At 41.4% G+C, this 23,816-nt stretch carries 21 protein-coding genes and 1 tRNA gene; 21 read left to right on the forward strand and 1 reads right to left on the reverse strand.

Going from position 1 to position 23,816, the window contains the following annotated elements; all coding sequences use genetic code 11:
- Positions 1-53 precede the first annotated feature (53 nt).
- The gene (locus tag ABZP26_RS05505; RefSeq protein ID WP_064664048.1) at positions 54-1,607 is read right to left on the reverse strand and encodes a cryptochrome/photolyase family protein; all 1,554 of its coding nucleotides are present in this window, start codon (positions 1,605-1,607) and stop codon (positions 54-56) included.
- Between the two features lie 224 nt (positions 1,608-1,831).
- On the opposite strand from ABZP26_RS05505, the gene ABZP26_RS05510 reads away from it, so the two are divergent.
- From ABZP26_RS05510 to ABZP26_RS05610, 21 genes are all read left to right on the forward strand, one after another.
- A tRNA-Met gene (locus ABZP26_RS05510) sits at positions 1,832-1,908 on the forward strand.
- A 279-nt stretch (positions 1,909-2,187) separates the two neighbouring features.
- Positions 2,188-2,643, forward strand: coding sequence for a ribosome maturation factor RimP (rimP, locus tag ABZP26_RS05515; RefSeq protein WP_008114543.1), 456 nt, complete (start codon positions 2,188-2,190; stop codon positions 2,641-2,643).
- Positions 2,644-2,681: 38 nt separating this feature from the next.
- Complete coding sequence (gene nusA, locus ABZP26_RS05520; protein WP_064664049.1) at positions 2,682-4,181, forward strand: transcription termination factor NusA; 1,500 nt, start codon at positions 2,682-2,684, stop codon at positions 4,179-4,181.
- 25 nt (positions 4,182-4,206) lie between these two features.
- Positions 4,207-6,864 carry a translation initiation factor IF-2 gene (infB, locus tag ABZP26_RS05525; RefSeq protein ID WP_064664050.1) on the forward strand — a complete coding sequence of 886 codons (2,658 nt, stop codon included), beginning with the start codon at positions 4,207-4,209 and terminating at the stop codon, positions 6,862-6,864.
- 157 nt (positions 6,865-7,021) lie between these two features.
- On the forward strand, positions 7,022-7,429 hold the full coding sequence (gene rbfA, locus ABZP26_RS05530; protein ID WP_064664051.1) for a 30S ribosome-binding factor RbfA: 408 nt from the start codon (positions 7,022-7,024) through the stop codon (positions 7,427-7,429).
- Positions 7,429-8,373, forward strand: coding sequence for a tRNA pseudouridine(55) synthase TruB (truB, locus tag ABZP26_RS05535; RefSeq protein WP_013464537.1), 945 nt, complete (start codon positions 7,429-7,431; stop codon positions 8,371-8,373). Before rbfA ends, truB begins: the two co-directional genes overlap by 1 nt.
- A gap of 109 nt (positions 8,374-8,482) precedes the next feature.
- Positions 8,483-8,752 carry a 30S ribosomal protein S15 gene (gene rpsO, locus ABZP26_RS05540; RefSeq protein WP_006793376.1) on the forward strand — a complete coding sequence of 90 codons (270 nt, stop codon included), beginning with the start codon at positions 8,483-8,485 and terminating at the stop codon, positions 8,750-8,752.
- A gap of 362 nt (positions 8,753-9,114) precedes the next feature.
- A complete protein-coding gene (gene pnp, locus ABZP26_RS05545; protein ID WP_013464538.1) occupies positions 9,115-11,241 on the forward strand; it encodes a polyribonucleotide nucleotidyltransferase in 2,127 nt (708 codons plus the stop codon).
- Between the two features lie 185 nt (positions 11,242-11,426).
- Positions 11,427-12,299, forward strand: coding sequence for a lipoprotein NlpI (gene nlpI / locus ABZP26_RS05550; RefSeq protein ID WP_368485447.1), 873 nt, complete (start codon positions 11,427-11,429; stop codon positions 12,297-12,299).
- A complete protein-coding gene (locus tag ABZP26_RS05555; RefSeq protein WP_368485448.1) occupies positions 12,283-13,422 on the forward strand; it encodes a hypothetical protein in 1,140 nt (379 codons plus the stop codon). Before nlpI ends, ABZP26_RS05555 begins: the two co-directional genes overlap by 17 nt.
- A 289-nt stretch (positions 13,423-13,711) precedes the next feature.
- Entirely contained in the window at positions 13,712-16,504 is a 2,793-nt protein-coding gene (locus tag ABZP26_RS05560) for a monovalent cation/H+ antiporter subunit A (RefSeq protein ID WP_368485449.1), read from the forward strand.
- Entirely contained in the window at positions 16,504-16,851 is a 348-nt protein-coding gene (locus ABZP26_RS05565; protein ID WP_013464542.1) for a Na+/H+ antiporter subunit C, read from the forward strand. Before ABZP26_RS05560 ends, ABZP26_RS05565 begins: the two co-directional genes overlap by 1 nt.
- Positions 16,848-18,365 carry a monovalent cation/H+ antiporter subunit D gene (locus tag ABZP26_RS05570; RefSeq protein WP_368485450.1) on the forward strand — a complete coding sequence of 506 codons (1,518 nt, stop codon included), beginning with the start codon at positions 16,848-16,850 and terminating at the stop codon, positions 18,363-18,365. Before ABZP26_RS05565 ends, ABZP26_RS05570 begins: the two co-directional genes overlap by 4 nt.
- Entirely contained in the window at positions 18,365-18,901 is a 537-nt protein-coding gene (locus tag ABZP26_RS05575; RefSeq protein ID WP_016899457.1) for a Na+/H+ antiporter subunit E, read from the forward strand. Before ABZP26_RS05570 ends, ABZP26_RS05575 begins: the two co-directional genes overlap by 1 nt.
- Positions 18,895-19,164, forward strand: a complete 270-nt coding sequence (locus tag ABZP26_RS05580; protein WP_008114565.1) for a K+/H+ antiporter subunit F — start codon at positions 18,895-18,897, stop codon at positions 19,162-19,164. Before ABZP26_RS05575 ends, ABZP26_RS05580 begins: the two co-directional genes overlap by 7 nt.
- Before the next feature lie 9 nt (positions 19,165-19,173).
- Positions 19,174-19,506: a Na+/H+ antiporter subunit G gene (locus ABZP26_RS05585; protein ID WP_013464546.1), complete on the forward strand. Its 333-nt coding sequence runs from the start codon at positions 19,174-19,176 to the stop codon at positions 19,504-19,506.
- Positions 19,507-19,633: 127 nt separating this feature from the next.
- Positions 19,634-20,131: a DUF2059 domain-containing protein gene (locus ABZP26_RS05590; protein WP_215522001.1), complete on the forward strand. Its 498-nt coding sequence runs from the start codon at positions 19,634-19,636 to the stop codon at positions 20,129-20,131.
- A 209-nt stretch (positions 20,132-20,340) separates the two neighbouring features.
- The gene (locus ABZP26_RS05595) at positions 20,341-20,778 is read left to right on the forward strand and encodes a MerR family transcriptional regulator (protein WP_215522002.1); all 438 of its coding nucleotides are present in this window, start codon (positions 20,341-20,343) and stop codon (positions 20,776-20,778) included.
- Positions 20,775-23,018: a heavy metal translocating P-type ATPase gene (locus tag ABZP26_RS05600; protein ID WP_368485451.1), complete on the forward strand. Its 2,244-nt coding sequence runs from the start codon at positions 20,775-20,777 to the stop codon at positions 23,016-23,018. The genes ABZP26_RS05595 and ABZP26_RS05600 overlap by 4 nt, the downstream gene beginning before the upstream one ends.
- 22 nt (positions 23,019-23,040) lie before the next feature.
- Positions 23,041-23,394: a cupredoxin domain-containing protein gene (locus ABZP26_RS05605; RefSeq protein ID WP_058154388.1), complete on the forward strand. Its 354-nt coding sequence runs from the start codon at positions 23,041-23,043 to the stop codon at positions 23,392-23,394.
- Positions 23,395-23,463: 69 nt separating this feature from the next.
- The gene (locus ABZP26_RS05610; protein WP_368485452.1) at positions 23,464-23,679 is read left to right on the forward strand and encodes a TIGR02450 family Trp-rich protein; all 216 of its coding nucleotides are present in this window, start codon (positions 23,464-23,466) and stop codon (positions 23,677-23,679) included.
- The last annotated feature ends 137 nt before the right edge of the window (positions 23,680-23,816 follow it).

Genomic DNA, 23,816 nt, shown 5'->3' on the forward strand with positions numbered 1-23,816 from the left:
GTACTTTAATATTAACTATCAAGAATGCTGCCGTCAATTGACGGCATTTATATTTAAAGCTTTTCAATATTATTTAAATAGTTGTTAGCTTGCTCTAAGGTTTCTTGGCGCAATGATTCATCTTGTTTATCCCAATTGCGATAAACCATGCCTATCCGTGGATTTTTTTCAAGCCGCTCTCGGTGTGTTTGCATAAATTGCCAATAGAGGCTATTTAACGGGCAAGCGTCTTTTCCTACTTTTTCTTTCACCTTATATTGGCAGCTTTTACAGTAGTCGCTCATTTTATTTATATAGTTGCCGCTAGCCGCATAAGGCTTGGTAGCAATGATGCCATCGTCAGCAAATTGGCTCATCCCTCGTGCGTTAGGCATTTCTACCCATTCAATAGCATCGATATAAACACCCAAATACCATTCATCCACTTCATCAGGGTTAATAGCGGTTAGTAAACAAAAATTACCTATTACCATTAAACGTTGAATATGATGGGCATACGCGCTGTCTAAGCTTTGTGTTAATGAGTGGCTTAAGCAGTTCATTTTTGTTTTACCATTCCAAAAATAACGTGGCAGTGCACGGGTTGCATTAAGCTGGTTTTTGTTAGCGTAATCGGGCATGTTTTTCCAATACACGCCACGCACATATTCGCGCCAACCCAGTACTTGACGAATAAAGCCTTCAACCTGAGAAATAGATATTTCACCTTGGCGTTGTTGGTATTCTTTGACCACACGGTCGATAACATAGCGAGGGTGTAAAATTTTGGCATTTAACGCAAATGATAACCGGCTGTGATAAAAGGTATCTTTATCAGGGCATTGATCTGTCATCGCATCTTGAAATTGACCAAAGCGGGGAAGTAAATGTGCACAAAAGTGATCAAGTGCGCTTATTGCTTGTTTACGGGTTGTTGGCCAGCTTAATTGGGTTTCTATTTGCCCAAAGTATTTTATTTTATGTTTATCTAAACGCTCAATGATGGTGCTAACATCATTTTTAAATAATTTGGGTTTGGGGATATCGGCTAAATCGCTTTTTGAAAACTTATTACGGTTATTAGCATCAAAGTTCCATTGACCGCCTTGAGGTTTGTCATCATCCATTAAAATATCAAACTGCTTACGCATTGCCCGATAAAAATGCTCCATAGTGACGTGTTTATCTTTTTTAAAGCGTTTGTCTATATCGTTAAATGCTAATAAAAAATGCTCGCTGTCACAGGCAGTCACAGCTAATTCGCTGTTAGTGGCAAAGTCGTGCAGTTGTGTTTTTAAACGGTACTCATCTGGGTATTGATATTCAATTGAGGTGCATTCATGTTGCTTAGCTAAGCGAGTTAAAAGAGCGGGTAGGTCATCATCGTCTTTGGTGTCATCTAACGTTAAATGCAACACGTCAAAGCCGGCATCTTTTAAGGCGTTAGCGAAGTTTTCCATGGCTTTAAAAAAGGCTGATATTTTTTGCACGTGATGCTTTACGTACTGCGCTTCTTGCATGAGCTCGGCAATAACAAACACGGTGTCATCGGATTTATCTTTAAACCAAGAATGAGCGGGGTTTAGCTGGTCACCTAAAATTAGTTTTAAGGTTTTGAATTTTTTCATAATGAGCCAAAATTATTTTTATACGCTGTATTTTAAAAAGCGATCGATTTCTACATGTCGTTTTAATCATAGAGCAAAGCAATAAACAGCATTGCTTTTTTTATCAACTTATTACTTATTGTGGTTGCTAATTTAGGTGTACATCTTTATAATAGCGGCCATTGTTTAGTAGGTTATAAAATTTACTAACAGCGATATTAAGTTATTAACTTTTTATCTATTGGCGCGGGATGGAGCAGTCTGGTAGCTCGTCGGGCTCATAACCCGAAGGTCGTTGGTTCAAATCCGGCTCCCGCAACCAATCTTAATAGTAGGTTTATACTTACTACTTTATATCGCGCATTCTAAGTAATGCGCGTTTTGCGTTTAAGCTAATGAAGTTTAATTTGGTCAGGGTACTGACTCGCAACCAAGCTTGGCCCTAGGCCACACAGTTTTGCGTTTTTTGGTGTGACGCCCCGCTTGGTTCGGGGCGTTGTTGTATCTGCACCGTTTGATTTGATGTTTATCGATTAAATCAAAATTTAAACTCAGTATTTTAGGGCTATAAGCCCTTTTTTTGTTTGTATGGAGGATTTTCGTGACAAAACTTGAACAAGATTTAGTAACCATGTTAACGCCTGCGGTAGAAATGTTAGGCTTTGAATTACATGGGCTTGAGTTTGTACAAGCGGGTCGCCATTCTACCTTAAGAGTATACATTGCTCATGAGGATGGGATTTCAGTTGACAACTGCGCCGATGCAAGTCGTCAAATTAGTGCGATTTTAGACGTCGAAGACCCAATTACAAACGAATACGATTTGGAAGTGTCGTCTCCTGGTGTTGATCGTCCATTATTCAAACAAGATCACTACGAGCAGGCGCAAGGAGAGGAAGTACGCGTGCGTACTAAGCTTCCACAAGATGGTCGCCGTAATTTTAAAGGCGACTTAATAGCAGTTAGCAGCGATATGATCACACTATCTAGCGATGGTGCGGAGCATTTAATCATGCTTAGTAACATTGAACGTGCGAACATAATCGCAAAGTTTTAATTCGAGTGCGAAGGAATAGGGCAAGCGAGGCATTACCCATGGCAAAAGAAATATTATTGGTTGCTGAAGCCGTTTCCAATGAGAAAGCGGTTCCAAAAGAAAAGATTTTTGAAGCTCTAGAGTTCGCATTAGCGACAGCGACAAAGAAAAAGCATGATGGTGAAATTGATGTACGTGTTGCAATTGACCGTAAAACCGGCGATTACGATACCTTCCGTCGCTGGCAAATAGCTGAAGTTTTAGAAGATGGTTCTTTAGAGAATCCATACAGCGAAATCACGTTAGAAGCTGCTCAAGTTGAAGAACCTGACTTGAAAATGGGCGACTACGTAGAAGAGCAGATTGAATCAATTAAATTTGACCGCATAACAACACAGATGGCTAAGCAAGTGATCGTACAAAAAGTACGTGAAGCAGAGCGCGCCTTAGTCGTTGAAGCATATAAAGATCAAGAAGGCGAGCTGGTAACGGGTGTTGTTAAAAAAGCAACCCGTGATGCAATCGTACTTGATTTAGGTAACAACGCAGAAGCGGTTATTTATCGTGACGACATGCTGCCGCGTGAAAACTTCCGCCCGGGTGATCGTATCCGCGGTCTTTTATATGAAGTGAAGCCTGAAGCACGCGGTGCACAATTATTTGTAACCCGTTCTAAACCAGAAATGCTGATGGAATTATTCCGCATTGAGGTGCCAGAAATTGGCGAAGAAATGATTGAATTACGCGCTGCAGCACGTGATCCAGGTTCACGCGCTAAAATCGCGGTTAAATCTAACGATAAGCGTATTGACCCGGTTGGTGCGTGTGTTGGTATGCGTGGCGCACGTGTTCAAGCGGTATCGTCAGAACTTGGCGGTGAGCGTGTTGATATCGTACTTTACGATGACAACCCTGCACAGTTTGTTATTAACGCAATGGCACCAGCAGAAGTGGCTTCAATCGTAATGGATGAAGATACACACTCAATGGATATTGCTGTTGAAGCTGATAACTTAGCACAAGCTATTGGTCGTAATGGTCAAAACGTACGTTTAGCAAGCCAATTAACTGGCTGGGAATTAAACGTAATGACCGTTGATGAAATGCGCGCTAAGAACGAAGCTGAGTCAGATAAGTTAATTAACTTATTTACTGAAAACTTAGATATTGATGACGAATTTGCATCATTACTTATCAACGAAGGTTTCTCAACACTTGAAGAAGTTGCTTATGTTCCGGCTTCAGAGTTTTTAGAAATCGACGGCTTAGATGAAGAAACAGTGGACGTATTACGTTCACGTGCAAAAGATGCATTAACAACGAAAGCCCTTAAAACGGAAGAAAGCTTAGAAGGCGCTGAGCCTGCTGAAGACTTACTTGCGCTTGAAGGCTTAGAGCGTCATTTAGCATTTGTTATGGCAAGTAAGGGTGTAGTAACACTTGAAGACTTAGCTGAGCAAGGCATTGATGAGCTTGTAGATATTACAGAGCTATCTGCAGAGAAAGCGGGCGAGCTAATTATGGCTGCACGTAATATTTGTTGGTTTGCAGACGAGTAATTTATTAACGGAGGTATTAGAGACTATGGCAGAAGTAAATGTTGAAAAACTAGCCGGTGATATAGGTACAACTGTTGATAAATTGCTACAGCAGTTTTCACAAGCCGGTATTACTAAACAAGCAGGCGATAATGTAACAGAAGCTGAAAAAGCAACGTTACTTGATCACCTAAGCAAGCAACATGGCGGTACTGGATCTGAAGGTCCAGCGCGTATGACATTGCAACGTAAGAGCAAAAGCACATTAAGTGTGACTGGCTCTACGGGTAAAGCAAAGGCTGTGCAAGTTGAGGTTCGCAAAACCCGCACTTACGTGAAAAAAAGTGCTGTTGAGCAAGAGCAAGAACAGCAACGTCTAGCCGCTGAAGAAAAAGCGCGTCTTGAAGAGCAGCAAAAAGCTGAACAAGAAGCCGCAGAATTGAAAGCGAAACAAGAGGCAGAACGTAAAGCGAAAGAAGACGCTGATCGTAAAGCCAAAGAAGAAGCTAAACGCAAAGCAGATGCTGAGCGTAAAGCGAAACAACAGCAGATGACCCCTGAGCAAAGTGCTAAGTCTGAGAAAGATCGCATCGAAGCTGAGCGTCTGCAAAAAGAAGCAGAAGAGGCCGCATTGAAGAAAGCTGAAGAAGAAGCGAAACGTCAAGCAGAAGAGGCAAGAAAGCTAGCTGAAGAGAATTCAGCACGCTGGAAGAAAGAAGAAGAAGAACGTAAGAAACGCGAAGAAACCGCGGATCACCACCTTACGACTTCAACTTACGCACGTGAAGCAGAAGATGTAGCAGATGCTCGCGAAGAGCAAGGCTCACGCCGTGCGAAGAAAAAGAAAAAAGCGCCAGCAAAAGATAAATTTGCAGCGTCTAAAGGTAAAAAAGGTAAGCTAAAAGCGCCAGCGTCATTACAGCACGGTTTCCAAAAACCAACGGCTGATGTTAAAAACGAAGTGCGTATTAGTGAAACAATTACAGTTGCTGAGCTTGCGTCACGCATGGCTGTTAAAGGCGCTGAAGTTGTAAAAACAATGATGAAAATGGGTGACATGGTTACGATTAACCAAGTTATTGACCAAGAAACTGCGCAACTTGTTGCAGAAGAAATGGGCCATAAAGTTATCATCGTTAAAGAAAACGAATTAGAGCAAACAGTACTTAATGACCGCCATGAAGATGGTAAGTCAGAGCCACGTGCGCCAGTAGTAACTGTTATGGGTCACGTTGACCACGGTAAAACATCGACGCTTGATTACATTCGTTCAGCTAAAGTTGCATCAGGCGAAGCCGGTGGTATTACACAGCACATTGGTGCATACCACGTTGAAACTAACGGCAACATGATCACTTTCTTAGATACTCCGGGTCACGCCGCATTTACATCAATGCGTGCTCGTGGTGCAAAAGCGACTGATATCGTAATCCTAGTAGTTGCAGCTGATGATGGCGTAATGCCACAAACTAAAGAAGCGGTACAGCATGCTCGCGCAGCTGGCGTTCCTTTAATTATTGCTGTTAACAAAATGGATAAAGAAGGCGCAGATCCAGATCGCGTTAAAAACGAACTAGCTCAGCTAGACGTTATCCCAGAAGAGTGGGGCGGCGATACACAGTACGTGCACATTTCAGCAAAAACTGGTTTAGGTATTGATGACCTGCTAGAAGCTGTATTAATGCAATCTGAGCTTTTAGAATTAAATGCGCCGACCGAAGGTATGGCTGCAGGTGTTGTTATTGAATCACGTCTTGATAAAGGCCGTGGTCCAGTAGCGTCTATTCTTGTTCAGTCAGGTACGCTTAATCAAGGTGACATTGTATTATGTGGTCTTGAATACGGCCGTGTTCGTGCTATGCGCGATGAAAACGGTAAAGATATCAAGTCTGCAGGTCCTTCTATTCCAGTAGAGATTTTAGGTCTGTCTGGTATTCCAGCTGCCGGTGATGAAGCAACTGTAGTTAAAGATGAGCGTAAAGCACGTGAAGTTGCACTTTACCGTCAAGGTAAATTCCGCGATGTTAAACTAGCACGTCAACAAAAAGCGAAGCTTGAAAACATGTTTACTAACATGACTGAAGGCGACGTATCTGAAGTTAACGTGGTACTTAAAGCAGACGTTCAAGGTTCAATCGAAGCAATTTCAGACTCACTAACTAAGCTTTCTACTGATGAAGTAAAAGTGAAGATTGTTGGTTCTGGTGTTGGTGGTATCACTGAAACTGATGCAACTCTTGCGGCAGCGTCTAACGCGATTGTGGTTGGCTTTAACGTTCGTGCTGATGCATCAGCGCGTAAAGTGATTGACTCTGAAAACCTAGATCTTCGTTACTACAGCGTAATCTACGCGCTTATCGAAGAAGTTAAGCAAGCCATGTCTGGTATGCTTGCTCCTGAGTTTAAACAAGAGATCATTGGTCTTGCTGAAGTACGTGACGTATTTAAGTCTCCAAAAATTGGTGCAATTGCCGGTTGTATGGTTACTGAAGGTACTATCAAGCGTAGCGCACCAATTCGTGTACTTCGTGATAACGTGGTTATTTACGAAGGCGAGCTTGAGTCATTACGTCGCTTTAAAGATGACGTTGCTGATGTTCGTAACGGCATGGAATGTGGTATCGGCGTTAAGAACTACAATGATGTTCGCGTTGGTGACCAAATCGAAGTATTTGAAACAGTTGAAGTACAACGTACTCTTTAATTGTTATTAGGTGGTTTTGGACATTCAAGGTTGTACCTCGATAGCCCAACATAACCTATGCTAAGATTTTAAATGGGGGCTCAGCCCCCATTTGTGTATCCATTATTTAGTTAGCTTATTATTATTTTTCAATAAGTTATAATTTTAGGAAAGTGAAATGAGAGAATTTTCTCGCACTGATCGTGTTGCTCAGCAAATTCAAAAAGAAATTGCGGTGATTTTACAACGCGAAATTAAAGATCCACGCTTGGGCATGGTGACAGTGTCTGCGGTAGAAATATCGCGCGATTTATCTTATGCCAAAGTTTTCATTACTGTGTTTAACACCGAAGATGAAAATGCAGCCAAGCAAAGTGCCAAAGTACTTAACGAAGCAACCGGTTATATCCGCTCGTTGCTAGGTAAACGTATTCGTGCGCGAATCATGCCTGAGCTTAAATTTGTGGTTGATAATTCATTAATGGAAGGGATGCGCATCTCTAACTTAGTGGACTCTATCATTCGTGAAGATAATGCTAAGCATGTTGATGATGAAACAGATAGCGAAGAAGGCACTAAAGACTAATGGCAAGACGCAGTAAAGGCCGTCCAGTTGATGGTATTTTGTTGTTAAACAAACCAGAAGGCATTTCATCAAACAAGGCATTACAGCAGGCTAAAGGTATTTATTTTGCGCAAAAAGCGGGGCACACAGGTGCGCTCGATCCGCTTGCGACCGGTATGCTGCCTATTTGTTTTGGTGAAGCCACTAAGTTTACCCAGTTTTTACTCGATACAGATAAAACCTATGTTGTGCGAGCAAAACTGGGTGAGCGTACTACCACGTCAGACTCTGATGGTGAAGTGGTCGAAACGCGTGATGTTAATGTTACTGCTGAACTGCTTACACAGGAAATTGCTAAATTTTTAGGTGAGTCAGATCAATACCCATCAATGTACTCAGCGCTTAAATATGAAGGCAAGCCTTTATATAAATATGCGCGTGAAGGCATAGAAGTTCCTCGCAAATGTCGAAAAATTAACGTATTTAGCTTAACGCTTGATGAGTTTGATGAGCAAGCCAACGAAATACAAATGACTGCCCATGTATCTAAAGGCACATATATTCGTACTATCGTTGATGACTTAGGTGAAAACCTTGGCTGCGGCGCGCATGTGATTATGCTGCATCGTAGTGCTGTAGGGCATTACCCAGCAGATAAAATGGTCACACTTGAGCAGTTAGAAACGTTATTAAATCAAGCGAAAGAACAAGACGTTGCGCCTTCTACTTACCTTGACGAACTATTATTGCCAATGGATACCGCGTTAGTTGATTTACCTGTTGTGGAAATTACTAAAGAGCAGGGAATAGCATTTAGCCATGGTCAAGCTGTGGTGCTAGGTAAAGAATTACCTGAAGGTGCAATAAAAGTTCTGGCTGACGGAATCTTTATTGGTACTGGTGAACGTAATCCTGATGGCCATCTAAAATCAAAACGTGGCTTGTCTAATCAGCAACCAGAGTAAAGTTTAACTTGTAGTTATGCTGATAATTGGTAGAATACGCCCGCTTAATCGTTTTGGCTGAATTAGTGATCGGCTAAAGCACCTATTAAATTTAACTTTTGGAGTTATTATGTCACTAAGCAATCAAGAAAAAATCGATATCATTGCTAAATTCGCACGCGCTGAAGGCGACACTGGTTCACCTGAAGTACAAGTAGCATTACTTACTTTTGATATCAACAAGCTTCAAGGTCACTTTGCTGATCACAAGCATGACTTCCACTCACGTCGTGGTCTGCTTCGTAAAGTAAGCACTCGCCGTAAACTGCTTGATTACCTTAAAGGTAAAGATATCTCGCGTTACACTGCGTTAATCAAAGAGCTTGGCCTACGTCGCTAAGAACTTGATTATCAAAAGGGGAGCTTTTTAGCTCCTTTTTTTGTGCTCACATTTTCTCGTCTTCCCCAGTACTTCTCAGTAAACCCCTTGAAATATCGAATAAAAGCCATACTATTATCTTTCACAAAGCGAATGTTTTTGACATTGCTGCAAGCACTATTTTATCTCGGTGCTAAGCTCGCAATTTTACCTGACTTTGTTATATACTATGGCGCGTAGATAAAAAGGTTTATCTACGGTTATTTACATCATTGCCAATTGTAGTACTTAATTGATTTCCAACTGAATACAATTATGTACTGTAATTGGTACTTTGATGAAAACTTAATTAATACTAAAAATACATTTAAGGAATATTTTAAGTGCAAGCAATTATAAAAGAATTTCAACTAGGTCAACACACAGTGACACTAGAAACAGGTGCTATCGCTCGTCAAGCAGACGGCGCAGTACTAGCAAGCATTGGCGATACGTCAGTACTAGTAACGGTTGTTGGTAAGCGTGAAGCTCAACCAGGTCAAGATTTCTTCCCACTAACTGTTAACTACCAAGAGCGTATGTACGCTGCTGGTCGTATCCCAGGTGGTTTCCTTAAGCGTGAAGGTCGTCCTAACGATGGCGAAACACTTATTGCACGTCTGATTGACCGTCCAATTCGTCCACTTTTCCCTAATGGTTTCGTAAACGAAGTACAAGTTATCGCGACAGTTGTTTCTGTAAACCCTGAAATCCAACCTGATATGGTTGCGATGATTGGTACATCAGCAGCACTTGCTATCTCTGGTATCCCGTTCAGCGGTCCAATTGGTGCATCACGTGTTGGTTACATCAACGGTGAATACGTACTTAACCCGACACTAAAAGAGCTTGAAGAAAGCCAACTTGATTTAGTTGTTGCGGGTACTGATAACGCCGTACTTATGGTTGAATCAGAAGCAGACGTACTTGCTGAAGACGTAATGCTAGGCGCAGTTGTATACGGCCATGAGCAATCACAGTCTATCATCAAGGCAATCAACGAATTTAAAGCAGAAGCAGGCAAGCCTACTTGGGATTGGACTGCACCTGAGAAAAACGTTGCATTAGAAGAGAAAGTAGCAACACTTGCTGCTGATAAAGTAGGCGAAGCTTACCGTATTACTGATAAAGTAGCGCGTAAAGAAGCATTAACTGCAGCAAAAGATGCCGTAGTTGAAGCGCTTACTAGCGAACTTGCTGAAGGCGAAACGCTTGATAAGCAAGAAGTAGGTAAAGTATTCGGTTCACTTGAGAAGAAAATCGTTCGTGGCCGTATCGCTGCTGGCGAAAAACGTATCGATGGTCGTGAACCAGATATGATCCGTGCACTAGATGTAATGACTGGCGTACTTCCACGTACTCACGGTTCTGCAATCTTTACACGTGGTGAAACGCAAGCATTAGTAACAGCAACACTTGGTACAGAACGTGACTCACAGTTAATCGATGATTTAACTGGCACGCACAAAAACCACTTTATGCTTAACTACAACTTCCCTCCATTCTGTGTAGGTGAAACGGGTTTTGTAGGTTCTCCTAAGCGTCGTGAAATCGGCCACGGTAACCTAGCTAAGCGTGGTATCCAAGCTGTAATGCCAACATTAACTGAGTTCCCTTACTCAATTCGTGTTGTATCTGAAATCACTGAATCAAATGGTTCATCTTCAATGGCATCGGTTTGTGGTACGTCTCTAGCGCTTATGAACGCGGGTGTACCAATTAAAGCCTCTGTTGCGGGTATCGCGATGGGCCTAGTTAAAGAAGAAGAAAACTTTGTAGTACTTTCAGATATCTTAGGTGATGAAGATCACTTAGGTGACATGGACTTTAAAGTAGCGGGTACAACTAACGGTATCACTGCACTACAAATGGATATCAAGATTGAAGGTATCACGCAAGAAATCATGCAAATCGCGCTTAAGCAAGCTAAAGCAGCTCGTTTACACATTCTAGGTGTGATGGACGAAGCGATTTCTGCACCTTCTGAAGAGTTATCTATGTTTGCTCCGCGTATTTACACGATGCAAATCCCACAGAAGAAAATTGCTGAAGTAATCGGTAAAGGTGGCGCAACTATTCGTCAACTTACTGAAGAAACAGGTACTACGATTGAAATCGGTGATGATGGCACAATCAAAATTGCTGCTACAGACGGTGAAAGTGCAGCAAATGCAATTAGCCGTATTGAGCAATTAACTGCTGAGCTTGAAGTTGGTACTATCTACGAAGGTAAAGTTGTACGTATCGTTGACTTCGGTGCGTTTGTAAATATTCTTCCTGGTAAAGATGGCCTAGTGCATATCTCACAAATCAGCACAGAGCGTGTTAACAACGTTGCTGATCACCTTAGTGAAGGTCAAGAAGTTAAAGTTAAAGTACTAGAAGTAGACCGCCAAGGCCGTGTACGTCTAAGTATTAAAGAAGCAATGGAATCAGCAGCACCTGCAGCTGACGAGTCTAAAGACGCGTAATTGCTAATCTTTCATCCAGATAATTACTGGATAGTATAAAAAGGGGCTGTTTAGCCCCTTTTTTTATGCTTTAATGTTAGCAACCTATTATGTTCAAGACGTTAAGTAACATATAACAAGAATGAACCTTACAAGACAGCTTATGTCTTATCTATTTGCTACTTACCTCGGTATTAAGGATTTTAATGAGACTTAAACATTTAGCCTTGGCATCTTTTGCTATTTTGTCTTTAAGCGCTTGTCAGGCTACTACTAAACCCGCTGCTATTATTAATGTGCCATTTACTGCGCCACTTGCATCAGACTTTAGAAATGAAATTGCCATTGCTCGTTTTTCAGAACTATTAAATAGGGCAGACTTAAGTAAAGAGCAACAAGCAAAGCTGTATTATGACCGTGGTGTGCTGTTTGATAGCTTAGGCATGACAACTTTATCGCGAATTGATTTTAACCGAGCAGTTAAACTGAAACCTGATTTGGCTGAAGTGTATAACTTTTTGGGGATTCAACATACCTTGATGCAGCAATACGAAAAAGCATACGAGTATTTTGATTCAGCCATAGAGTTAGACCAAGAACATGAATATGCGTATTTAAATCGTGGTATTGCTTTGTACTATGGTGATAGAGCGACGCTTGCAAAGGATGACTTTAAAACGTTCTTGGAGCGCTCTCCTAACGATCCTTATCGTGTGCTGTGGCTTTATTTAGCGCAAGCGGCACAAGATAAAACTCAGGCACTCGCTTCGTTAAAAGCTAATGCGGCGGCCCTTGATGAAAATGAATGGGCATACCAGCTTATTGCCTTGTATGTAGGTGATATGAGTGAAAAAGCATTTTTTTCAGGGATAGCCGATGGTGTAAGTTCACAACAAGAATATGCTCAACGTTTATGTGAAGCTTATTTTTACTTAGCTAAACAGCACCAAGCCGCAGGTGAGCTCTCAATTGCAACAGATTACTTTAAGTTGGCGCTGGCAACGAACGTTCACGAATTTATAGAATATAAATATGCGCGTTTAGAGCTTGAGTTGATGGCAAGTGAAAGCGCGGGCTAACTTTTTTAAATTAAGTATTTTATTACTGTGCGCTAGCTTAATTAGTGGCTCCAGTAATAAACAAAATAGCATTGGCTTTTGGCAAGTATTGCACGCCAAAGCCAATGTGATTGATAGTTATTGGCAATTCCCTAGTTACTTTGCATCGCATATTTTACAACTCCCCCCGACCTCATTAGCCACCTTAGCACGCAATAAAATAGCCCATGCACAATACGGATATGGGTTATCATTAATAGCCAATAATCAAACTGAAACCGCCAAGCTCTTTTGGCAAGCAAGCCTCGATGAGATAACAATTAAACAACAAAAACATCTCGCAGCTTCATTGCTTGCTCAACAGCGCTGGCAAGATTTAGCGTTATTAAAAGCCCACAATAAGCTCCCTAAAGGGGATGCCTTTTATCATTTACAGTTACAACAGCGTGCTCCCTTCGATGCATTAAACCAACCCTTTATGAATAAATTAGGGTTTTTGGTAGCGAGCGAGCAAATTGAGATACAAAAGCAATGCACATTTAATGTGCTAATGCTGAGCGATCACCGTGATGGTTTATATAGGCTCAACCACTTTGTGAAAAAATACGCACAACACCCAGAGCCTAGTAGTAATGCATTTTGTTTTTCAAAGCCTATATATGTTGGTAATGCAATTGGTTGTAACAGCACTAAAGCAACGCTTGCGCAGTGCGATTGGCAACAGTCATCACTTAAGCAGCGGCTTCCTAAAGGATTCGATTTTGCGATTATGATGCCCAAGCAAGGTACTGCCAATGTGCATCAGGGCTTAATGCATATTAACTCGCAGGCTAATTATGCAGTCTTTTTACATGAATTAATGCACTTTAATGGTTTTGAAGATGAATACGCTTTACCAGCAAAAAAACAAGCTTGGCTTTGTCAGCTTGAGGGGTTGGTTGCCCCTAACTTGTTTATTGCTCATAACACTGATGCGCCAAAAGGATGGCACAAAAGCAAAAGCTGTCAGCAAGGAGGTGTTGCTTATAAGCCAAGCGCACAGTGGTCTATTATGCAATATCAACAGGTTGGACTTTCAGAGCAATATCGGGCTTTGTGGCAAACTCATATAGAGCAACATGCAGATTTATTCCCGCGCTTTTAATCATTAAATAGAGTGCTTTTAGGTTGTTTAACCAATGATTATATGAGCCTATTAAAACTGCTTAAAAGCTGAGCCGGTTTTATCCCAGTTCATTAATTTATAGACTTTTTTGTTTGATTATTGCCCCGCTAGAAGCGCTTTCTATAGACAAAAACCGTGTTTATCAGTATAACTGTACGTATTAATGTTGTTAAAAAACAGATATAAAACGTATACCCAAGTCACTTTGGTATTTAATAATAACAAGTAGCGAATTGATAAACTTTATGATTCAAAAAGGCCCTTCATTATGACTTTGCTCTGGATACCCCTGTTATCCTTATTAGGCAGTGTTATTTCTGCATGCACCGGCAAACTTTCTCGAAATCAGGCAACGAGCCTAACGGCTATTACGCCTTTAGCCGCGCTTGCAATTACACTTTATCATGCGCCTGCGGTTCTCGCGGGAGAAACCATTCGTTTTAGCGCGCAGTGGATACCTGCTTTAGGGCTGGATATTTCCTTACGCTTAGATGGATTGAGTTTACTGTTTTTATTTATGATTTTAGGAATAGGGCTGCTGGTTATTTTGTATGCCCGTTATTACCTAAGTCAAAACGATTCACTGCCAAAGCTATTTAGTTACTTAATGTTATTTATGACCGCCATGCTGGGCATTGTTATGTCAAACAATGTGATTCAGTTATGGGTATTTTGGGAGCTAACCAGTATTAGCTCGTTCTTGTTGATTAGTTACTGGTGGCATAAATCAGAGGCGCGCAAGGGGGCGCGTATGGCACTGGCGGTAACCGGTGCGGGTGGTTTAGCATTACTGGGCGGCTTAATGCTGCTAGGTGATATTGTTGGAAGCTACAACCTAGACACTATTTTAGCTAGCAAAGCGATTATTCAATCACATGATTTATACGAATTAGCGCTGGTGCTAGTATTACTAGGCGCCTTTACCAAGTCTGCACAATTTCCGTTTCATTTTTGGTTACCCCACGCCATGGCAGCACCTACGCCTGTTAGTGCCTATTTACACTCTGCCACTATGGTAAAAGCGGGTATCTTTTTACTTGCGCGTTTTTATCCAGCACTGGCGGGTACCGACACTTGGTTTTTATTAGTCGGTTTGACGGGTTTAACTACACTTTTATTTGGCGCTTATATCGCGTTATTCAAACATGATTTAAAAGGCTTATTAGCCTATTCAACAATTAGTCATTTAGGCCTAATTACTCTATTACTCGGCCTAGACACACAACTTGCAACCGTAGCCGCTATTTTTCATATTATTAATCATGCTACGTTTAAAGCGTCGTTATTTATGGCCACGGGTATTATTGACCATGAAACCGGCACGCGTGATATGCGCAAACTCAATGGCATGTGGCGCTACTTACCTTATACGGCCACATTGGCGATGGTGGCCGCTGCCGCTATGGCGGGTGTACCGCTATTAAATGGTTTCTTATCTAAAGAAATGTTTTTTGCTGAAACACTGCATCAGCAGGTGCTTGGCTCTATGTCTTGGTTAATTCCGGTGCTAGCGACTGTTGCGGGCGCGTTGTCGGTGGCGTACTCATCACGCTTTATTCATGACGTGTTCTTTAATGGTGAGCCCATTGATTTACCACGTACCCCTCATGAGGCGCCGCGTTATATGCGTGTGCCTATCGAAATTTTAGTGGTGCTATGTATTTTAGTGGGTATTTTTCCACACTTTGCCGTTGACGGTATCTTGTCGGCTGCTTCACTAGCCGTACTTGGTCAAGCAATGCCTGAGTATAAATTGACTATTTGGCATGGTTTCAACTTACCTCTACTTATGAGTGGAATGGCGGTGATTGGTGGTTTATTTATTTACGTTAATCGTAAGTACTTGTTCCAGTTCCAGGCGTCGTTACCTCCTTTTAATGCTAAAAAAATCTTCGAGCGTTTTTTAGCGGTTGTGGTCAATTGGTGTCAAAACAAAATCCAATCAACAGAAAATGGCTCATTACAACGCTATGTATTTATTATGTTAGGTGTTGTATTACTTGCCTCAGGTTGGCCATTATTTGAAATGAAACAGCTAGCTGGCAGTGTACCTAACACCCCAGTTGATATTCAAAATGCTATAGGTGCAGGGCTACTGATTATTGGTGCTATTGCTACCGTTATTTGGCATCGAATTCGGATGGTGTCGTTATTAATGCTGTCGATTGTGGGATTAATGGTGTCGGTAGCGTTTACACGTTTTTCAGCGCCTGACTTGGCCTTAACGCAACTTACAGTAGAAGTTGCGACCATCATATTATTAATGTTGGCACTGTTTTTCTTACCGCAAAGTACGCCAAGAGAGTCAAGCTCGTTGCGTATTTTACGTGATGTGGTTATTTCCTCTACGGTGGGGGTAATTATTGCTAGTATTTGTTATGCATTACTGACCCGTCCTCTTAATTCAATTTCTGAATTCTTTGTTGCTAATGCTAAAACAGGCGGTGGGGGTACTAACGTTGTTAACGTTATTTTAGTTGATTTTAGGGGCTTTGATACCTTAGGTGAAATCACCGTGTTAGGGATTGCAGCACTGGGTATATTTAAACTGTTATCAAGAATTCCGCTTTATATGCCAGCAAGCGACAGTGAAGGGCGCCCATGGTCTAAAGACCGTCACCCTATTTTATTGGCTTGTATTTCACAAAGCTTATTACCATTGGCGCTATTAGTATCCGCTTATATTTTCTTACGTGGTCATAACTTACCGGGCGGTGGATTTATTGCCGGCCTAGTGACCTCTATTGCCTTTATTTTACAATATATGGCCCATGGTACTGCGTGGATTAATGAACGTTTTGATGTTAACTATCGAAAAATTATTGCATCAGGTATCGCTATTGCCATGTTTACGGGTGTCGGAAGTTGGTTCTTCGATAAACCATTCTTAACTACCTGGTTTGATTACTTTGATATTCCGTTTGTTGGTAAAACAGAGCTAGCTAGCGCCATTGTATTTGACTTGGGCGTGTACTTAACCGTCGTTGGCGCGACGCTAATGATCCTTGCGAGCTTAGGTAATATGACAGCGAACGCAGAGAAAGAAGAGGTAAATATTTAATGGAACTGTTATACGCATCTTGCGTTGGCGTGCTAGTCACCTGTGGTGTGTTCTTATTATTAAGAGCGCGCACATTCCCAGTGGTACTGGGGCTGACAATGATTTCTTACGCGGTTAATTTGTTTTTATTCTCATCAGGGCGCTTAACTATCAATAAAGCGGTGGTACTTGGAACTGGCGCTGATTACGCCGATCCGCTGCCACAAGCCTTAGTATTAACAGCTATTGTGATAGGATTTGCCATGACTGCGTTTGTGGTTATTTTATCGATACGAGGGCGAGCAGATTTAGGGAATGATCATGTTGATGGCACCCTAACCAGAAGTAAACGCAAGGAGAGAAAATGATTCAGCATTTAGCATCTTTGCCTGTTTTAATGCCTATGCTAGCGGCAATCATTCTGCTACTGCCACCGTGTGGCAAAAGTTTATTTGCACGGCGATTAACTTCAAGCCTAATGGCTATTTTAACCTTTGTAATTACAGTATTACTGCTGGTTCAGGTTAAAGATAACGGGATTATTGTTTATGCAATCGGTAACTGGTCAGCGCCGTTTGGTATTGTACTGGTAGCAGATATGCTCTCAACTTTACTGGTTACTTTAACCGCCTTTTTAGGTCTTGGTGTAGTTTTATATGGGTGTGCCGGCGATGACGAGCAAGGCAGCTTTTTCCATCCCTTGGTTCATTTTTTAATATTAGGGGTAAATGGTGCGTTTTTAACGGGTGATTTATTTAACGTCTTTGTCTTTTTTGAAGTGTTACTAATTGCTTCTTATGCGCTATTAATGCACGGCGGCGGTAAACCAAAAACACGTGCAGCACTGCATTACGTTATTTTAAACTTGGTTGGCTCAAGTGTATTTTTAATCGGCTTAGGTATTTTATATGGGGTATTGGGTACCCTAAACATTGCTGATATGGCTAATAAAGTACCGCAGTTAACCGGTGATGATGTTTATTTAGCTAAAGCGGGCGGGTTACTATTGCTTGTAGTATTTGCCCTTAAAAGTGCACTATTACCACTGCATTTATGGCTCCCAAATGCCTATTCAAGTGCGACACCTGTGGTTGCTGCATTATTCGCGATTATGACCAAAGTAGGTGTTTACGCCACTTTACGCGTATATACAGTGGTATTTGGTGAGCAAGCCGGTGAACTTGAGCATATGGCGCAGTCTTGGCTATGGGCGTTGGCCATTGCTACTATAGTGATTGGGGCAATCGGGGTGTTGGCAGCACAAGATTTACGTAAGCTTACCGCAAACTTAGTACTGGTTTCTGTGGGTACTTTAGTGGCACTGGTTGCACTTCAAAATATAAACGCCACAGCTGCACTATTGTATTATTTGGTGCACTCAACGTTAGTGACTGCAGCACTATTTTTACTGGCTGATTTAATTGCAACTCAGCGAGGTAAAGCCGGCGACAGATTAGTTGGCGGACGCGCAGTTAAACAACCATTCTTGTTGGGAGCGTGTTTTATTATCGCTGGACTAACCGTCATAGGTATGCCGCCACTTTCAGGTTTTGTAGGTAAAATTTGGATTTTAAAAACCACCTTAAACAGTGAGCAAGCACTGGTATTTTGGCCTGTTTACTTAATTATGAGCTTAGCGTTAATTGTTGCTATATCACGTGCAGGCACGAGTTTGTTTTGGGAGCATAAAGACAAAGGCGGTGAGGCTGCTGATGTTGCTAATGCACATACGTTGCAAGTTATCGTACTTGTTGGCCTGCTCACAAGCTCAATACTGTTGGTTGTTTTTGGTGATTTGGCAACGCAATATGCACTTGAAACAGCAACACAACTTCATGATATTAGTGGTGGTATTAATGCGGTACTCAAGGGAGGTCTGTAATGCGCTTAGAAGCTCGTTTTCGTTGGTTACCCACACCGTTTCGTAGTCTATTTTTATTTATAGTATGGCTATTATTAAATAACAGTGTGTCTGTAGGGCATATTATATTGGGTGCATTGTTAGCACTGCTTATTCCTTTATTTAGTATGTCGTTTAGAGATCCACAACCACTCATATTAAAGCCTGGCTTGGCGTTTAAGCAGTTACTTATTGTGCTTTACGATATTATTGTGGCTAATTTACAAGTGGCTTTATTAATACTGGGCCCTTCAAAAAATTTACGTCCAGGTTTTGTTAAAGTACCTATCGATTTAATGCATGAAATGCCAATTACTATTTTAGCTAGTTGTGTGTCTTTAACGCCGGGTACAGTAAGTGCTGAGGTTTATCCTCTCATTAAGTCACTTAATGAAGATGATGAACCTGCGCAGCGATATTTATTAATTCACGTGTTGGATTTAGATGATGAGCAAGCACTTATCAAACAAATTAAAGCACGCTACGAAGCTCCCCTAAAGGAGATATTTCAATGTTAGATACAGTATTACTGATTGTTTTTTCAATGGTTGGATTGTCATTACTACTAAATTTATGGCGACTTATTATTGGTCCATCAGTACCAGATCGTATTTTGGCGCTCGATACAATGTATATTAACGTTATTGCATTGATTATTTTATATAGCATCAGTATGGGAACAGGTTTATATTTTGAAGCCGCTTTGCTTATCGCAATGTTAGGCTTTATAAGTACCGTGGCAGTATGTAAGTATTTACTTCGTGGCGATATAATTGAGTAAGGTATTAAAATGATAAGTGAATGGATCGTATCAATATTGCTGTTGTTAGGTGGGCTCTTTATTTTAATTGGCTCTATTGGCTTAATTAAACTGCCGGACTTTTTTATGCGTTTACATGGGCCAACTAAAGCAACCACTTTAGGGATGGCAAGTATACTCACGGCTGCGATGGTATTTTTTGCCAATTCAGCTAGTGGCTTAAGCGTAAAAGAAATATTAATCACTATATTTTTATTAATCACGGCGCCCATTAGTGGTTATATGCTAATTAAAACCGCTATTCATCATAAGTTAAAAGCCAAAGATGGAACGAAAGGACTCGATAATATCGAAAAAGATTAACCCTAACAAACGACAAAAAGCCGAATAATGGTAGTTATTCGGCTTTTTGTTTTTTAGTTGTTCCCATTTACAACACTTATTGAACATGTGAGTATGGCGTAAATTCAAATACAAAAAGGATATTAATATGTGTAAGGTATTACTTTTATCACTACTTATTTTTTCAACTAACTTATATGCAGCGCAAACTACTAAGCAACAAAAAATTGATGAGCTGGTAGAGGTGATGGATATGGACGCCATGGTTGACTCTATGTATTCTCAAGTTGAGGGCATGATGCAAAATATGTCGGTGCAAATGGGTGTAAAGCCAGATGAAAAGCCAATATTTGATAAATATTATGCCGATATGACTAAGGTGCTAAAAACCAAAATGAGCTGGCAAAAAATGCAGCCTATGATGGTTAACCTTTATGATAAGCAATTTAGTGAGCAAGAGATTAGCGATATGCTCGATTTTTATAAAACAGAGTCAGGGCAAGCTATTTTGAAAAAAATGCCACAGGTGATGCAAGCATCTATGCAAATGTCACAATCTTTAGTGCAAGAAGCCATGCCTGAGATCCAAGCAATTGCTGGGCAGCTAGGTGAAGCACTTAAACAATCGCGTAGCGAAGCAAATTAAACTATAGTTAACCTAACTCGTAGCAAAATAACGTCTACATTTTCTAGCAGTCACTATTTTGTGACTGCTGTATTCTTCCTCTTCTTTAAGCAAACGTAATCACTTATTTAATGTGCCGATAACGCATTCCCTGAGTTTTAAAATAGCGGTTGACCTTTGTGTTACACATAGGTTTATTATATCACTATTAAAACCCGATGGAGTGAGTTATGTATGTTAAACAGCTAGCTAAAATCATGGGAGTGACCCAAGATACAGTGCGGCACTACACGCGTATAAAGTTACTTAACCCCATTCGTAGCCAAAGCAATGGCTATCAAGTGTATACCGCTGCCGATCAACAGCGTTTAAAGTTTATTATTAGTGCACGGCAACTTGGTTTTTCTATTAAAGATATTCAGCAAATAGTTGCTCAGTCGGAGCAAGGGAATTGTCCGTGTCCACTGACACGACAATTAATAGCAAAGCGACTTGAAGAAACAGAGCGGCTATTTCAAGAAACACTCAAACTAAGAACGCGTATGCAAGCAGCGGTAAAACAGTGGGAAAACTCAAGCGATGGTGCCGCAAGTGCTGATATATGTAGTTTAATTGAGACCTTTGTAGATCCCCTTAACGAACAAGTTAGTTCCGAGGAAGCAAAATGAGCAACAATAAAGACACAGTGCAAAATTTTATAATTGAAGGTGCCAATTGCGGCAGCTGCGTCGCAAAAATAGAAAAAGCGCTAAAAAGCGTATCAGGTGCGCAGCGTGTTGAAATGAACTTTGCTGATCGCAGTGTGCAAGTTGAAGGCAATGTGCCATCAGCAGAGCTGATTGAAGCAGTCGAAAATATTGGTTACAAGGCTAAGCCAATGAATAGCGAGTCGGAGCAAGACGCGCTAGATGAAAAAGCCAAAGCCGATAACGCACATTATAAAAAGCTAATGCGTAATATGGTATTGGCGCTAGGCGTTGGCGCTCCGCTTATGTTGTATGGGCTTATTTTTGATATGAGTGTCACCACCAACGCGCAGCGCATTGGCTGGTTTATTGTTGGTATAGTCACTTTAGTGGTTATGGCCATTGCGGGTAAACAGTTTTACAACGGCGCATGGCAGTCATTTAAAAACCACACCGCCAATATGGATACACTGATTGCGTTGGGCACAGGTACCGCGTGGTTGTATTCTATGGTGGTAGTCATTGCGCCAAGCGTGTTACCCGAGGTGGCTAGGCATGTTTATTTTGAAGCCTCAGCGATGATCATCGGTTTAATTAACCTAGGCCTTGCCTTTGAAGTAAAAGCCCGCGGTCGTACTTCTGATGCGATAAAACGCTTAATCGGTTTGCAGCCAAAAACCGCTCGGGTAGTGCGTGATAACGAAGAGCAAGATATAGCTATTAGTGAGGTACTAAAAAACGAGACTGTGCGTGTACGCCCCGGTGAAAAAATCCCTGTGGATGGTGAAGTCATTGAAGGTCACAGCTCAGTGGATGAGTCAATGCTCACGGGTGAGCCTATGCCAGTGAACAAAATTGAGGGCGATACCATTGTTGCAGGCAGCATTAATAAAAGTGGCACGTTGCTATTTAAAGCCACCCATATTGGCAGTGAAACCACACTTGCCAGTATTATTAATATGGTTAAACGAGCACAAAATTCTAAACCCTCCATAGGGCATTTAGCCGATGTAATATCCGGCGTATTTGTTCCTACGGTAATGATTATTGCAGTGCTCGCGGGCCTTGCTTGGCTTAATTTTGGTCCCGAGCCGAGCATTGCTTATGCGGTAGTGGCCGTGACTACGGTGCTTATCATTGCCTGTCCGTGTGCGCTGGGTTTAGCAACCCCTATGTCAATTATGGTTGGGATAGGTAAAGCCGCTGAATCGGGAATACTTATCCGTAATGGAGAAGCGCTGCAAACTACCTCTAAAATAACCACCATGATTTTAGATAAAACCGGCACGATCACAGAAGGTAAACCCACCGTTACCGATATCATTAATTTTAATGATAGCGATAAAGTACACGTCCTTAAGCTTGCTGCTAGTCTTGAAAGCGGCTCTGAGCATCCTTTAGCACAAGCTATTGTAAGTTATACTGAAAATGAAGATATCACGATTGAAAAAGTCAGCGATTTTAACGCTGTGACGGGGAAAGGTGTTACAGGCACATTTGATGGACAAACTTTATTGTTTGGCAATGAAGCGCTTATGAGCCAACATAATATCAGTATTGCAGAGGCAAAAGAGCAAGCTGAGCAATTAGCCAGCGCCGCTAAAACGCCAATGTATTTTGCTATTGATACCCAACTACAAGCCATTATAGCGGTAGCCGATCCGATAAAAGACGATTCAGCAGAGGCCATTAAACGTCTACAAAAAAAAGGTATCCATGTTGTTATGCTGACCGGTGATAACCAAGCTACTGCCAGAGCCGTCGCTAACAAAGTCGGTATTAAGGACTTTATTGCCCAAGTAATGCCTGATGACAAAGCCAGTGAAGTAACTAAACGCCAAGCTAAAGGTGAAATAGTCGGTATGACGGGTGATGGTATAAACGATGCGCCGGCACTGGCACAGGCCGATGTTGGGTTTGCTATTGGCACTGGCACCGATGTGGCGATAGAAAGCGCTGATATCACCTTAATGCGTGGTTCATTACAGAGTCTTGGCGATGCCATTGCGGTTAGTAGCGCCACTATAGTCAATATTAAGCAAAATTTATTTGGTGCATTTATTTACAATGTGGCAGGTATTCCAATTGCTGCGGGGCTGTTATATCCATTCTTTGGTATATTACTCAACCCGGTTGTTGCAGGTGCTGCTATGGCGTTGTCATCACTAACTGTGGTCACAAACGCCAATCGCCTGCGCTTTTTTAAACCCAGTAAATCGTAATTTTATAAATAGGAGTAGCATTATGTTGATGATCAATATACTCGGTGCGTTGTTAATTGCGGTTATTATATACTGGTTTTGGCTATACAAACCTAAGCAAGTGCAGAGTAATAATAACAAAATAACGATAGTGGTTAATAACGGCGTTTATTATCCTGCCCATATTAAAGTGGCTGCTGATAAAAAAATAACGCTGACGTTTAATCGACAAGACAGCGCCCCATGCGCCGAAACGGTGGTGTTTCCTTCACTCGATATCAGTAAAACGCTCGCTATGGGTGAAAATAACACTGTTGAGCTGCCGGCACTTAAAGTGGGTGAATATGCTTTTCATTGCCAAATGCAAATGTATAAAGGCACGTTAGTAGTGTCTTGAATATCAGATTAATAAAACTAAAAATGGCTCTGATGCGTATGTTCAAGCAGAAAACTTAGAAGGCGTAGTATGAATAAATTAAATCCTAAAAAACTGCTTAATAGTAAATGGACAGCGATCCCAGCAATTAATAAGGATAAACATTTTATTATTGTTGAGGTTGAGTTTGATGAAGACGGCAACGTCATTGAATGTATCACTGAGGCGGTAATGTCAAAAAAACAATACCCAATCCAGTGGCGCGATTTAAAAGATCAACAAAAATGGCTGCAAGGTTGGAAATAAAGCAGGCTGTTTAAAACACATTGCTCACGCTCATAGCCCTTATGAGTATGAGCGACTAGTTTATTGTTTTTTAGAGCAACACATTGCTAGCGACTCTCCTCTATTACAGCTTGTTTTCATCCCAATTCGCCATTTGG

The organism is Pseudoalteromonas sp. SD03, assembly GCF_040937955.1.
Taxonomy (GTDB): domain Bacteria; phylum Pseudomonadota; class Gammaproteobacteria; order Enterobacterales; family Alteromonadaceae; genus Pseudoalteromonas; species Pseudoalteromonas tetraodonis.

What these genes read in the sequence shown, in the direction of transcription:
- ABZP26_RS05595 (WP_215522002.1), top strand. Translation starts at nt 20,341, where the DNA reads ATGTATGTTAAACAGCTAGCTAAAATCATGGGAGTGACCCAAGATACA.
- infB (WP_064664050.1), top strand. Translation starts at nt 4,207, where the DNA reads ATGGCAGAAGTAAATGTTGAAAAACTAGCCGGTGATATAGGTACAACT.
- ABZP26_RS05575 (WP_016899457.1), top strand. Translation starts at nt 18,365, where the DNA reads ATGCGCTTAGAAGCTCGTTTTCGTTGGTTACCCACACCGTTTCGTAGT.
- ABZP26_RS05605 (WP_058154388.1), top strand. Translation starts at nt 23,041, where the DNA reads ATGTTGATGATCAATATACTCGGTGCGTTGTTAATTGCGGTTATTATA.
- ABZP26_RS05570 (WP_368485450.1), top strand. Translation starts at nt 16,848, where the DNA reads ATGATTCAGCATTTAGCATCTTTGCCTGTTTTAATGCCTATGCTAGCG.
- nlpI (WP_368485447.1), top strand. Translation starts at nt 11,427, where the DNA reads ATGAGACTTAAACATTTAGCCTTGGCATCTTTTGCTATTTTGTCTTTA.
- rbfA (WP_064664051.1), top strand. Translation starts at nt 7,022, where the DNA reads ATGAGAGAATTTTCTCGCACTGATCGTGTTGCTCAGCAAATTCAAAAA.
- ABZP26_RS05600 (WP_368485451.1), top strand. Translation starts at nt 20,775, where the DNA reads ATGAGCAACAATAAAGACACAGTGCAAAATTTTATAATTGAAGGTGCC.
- ABZP26_RS05585 (WP_013464546.1), top strand. Translation starts at nt 19,174, where the DNA reads ATGATAAGTGAATGGATCGTATCAATATTGCTGTTGTTAGGTGGGCTC.
- rpsO (WP_006793376.1), top strand. Translation starts at nt 8,483, where the DNA reads ATGTCACTAAGCAATCAAGAAAAAATCGATATCATTGCTAAATTCGCA.
- ABZP26_RS05590 (WP_215522001.1), top strand. Translation starts at nt 19,634, where the DNA reads ATGTGTAAGGTATTACTTTTATCACTACTTATTTTTTCAACTAACTTA.
- ABZP26_RS05610 (WP_368485452.1), top strand. Translation starts at nt 23,464, where the DNA reads ATGAATAAATTAAATCCTAAAAAACTGCTTAATAGTAAATGGACAGCG.
- nusA (WP_064664049.1), top strand. Translation starts at nt 2,682, where the DNA reads ATGGCAAAAGAAATATTATTGGTTGCTGAAGCCGTTTCCAATGAGAAA.
- truB (WP_013464537.1), top strand. Translation starts at nt 7,429, where the DNA reads ATGGCAAGACGCAGTAAAGGCCGTCCAGTTGATGGTATTTTGTTGTTA.
- ABZP26_RS05505 (WP_064664048.1), bottom strand. Translation starts at nt 1,607, where the DNA reads ATGAAAAAATTCAAAACCTTAAAACTAATTTTAGGTGACCAGCTAAAC.
- ABZP26_RS05565 (WP_013464542.1), top strand. Translation starts at nt 16,504, where the DNA reads ATGGAACTGTTATACGCATCTTGCGTTGGCGTGCTAGTCACCTGTGGT.
- ABZP26_RS05560 (WP_368485449.1), top strand. Translation starts at nt 13,712, where the DNA reads ATGACTTTGCTCTGGATACCCCTGTTATCCTTATTAGGCAGTGTTATT.
- ABZP26_RS05580 (WP_008114565.1), top strand. Translation starts at nt 18,895, where the DNA reads ATGTTAGATACAGTATTACTGATTGTTTTTTCAATGGTTGGATTGTCA.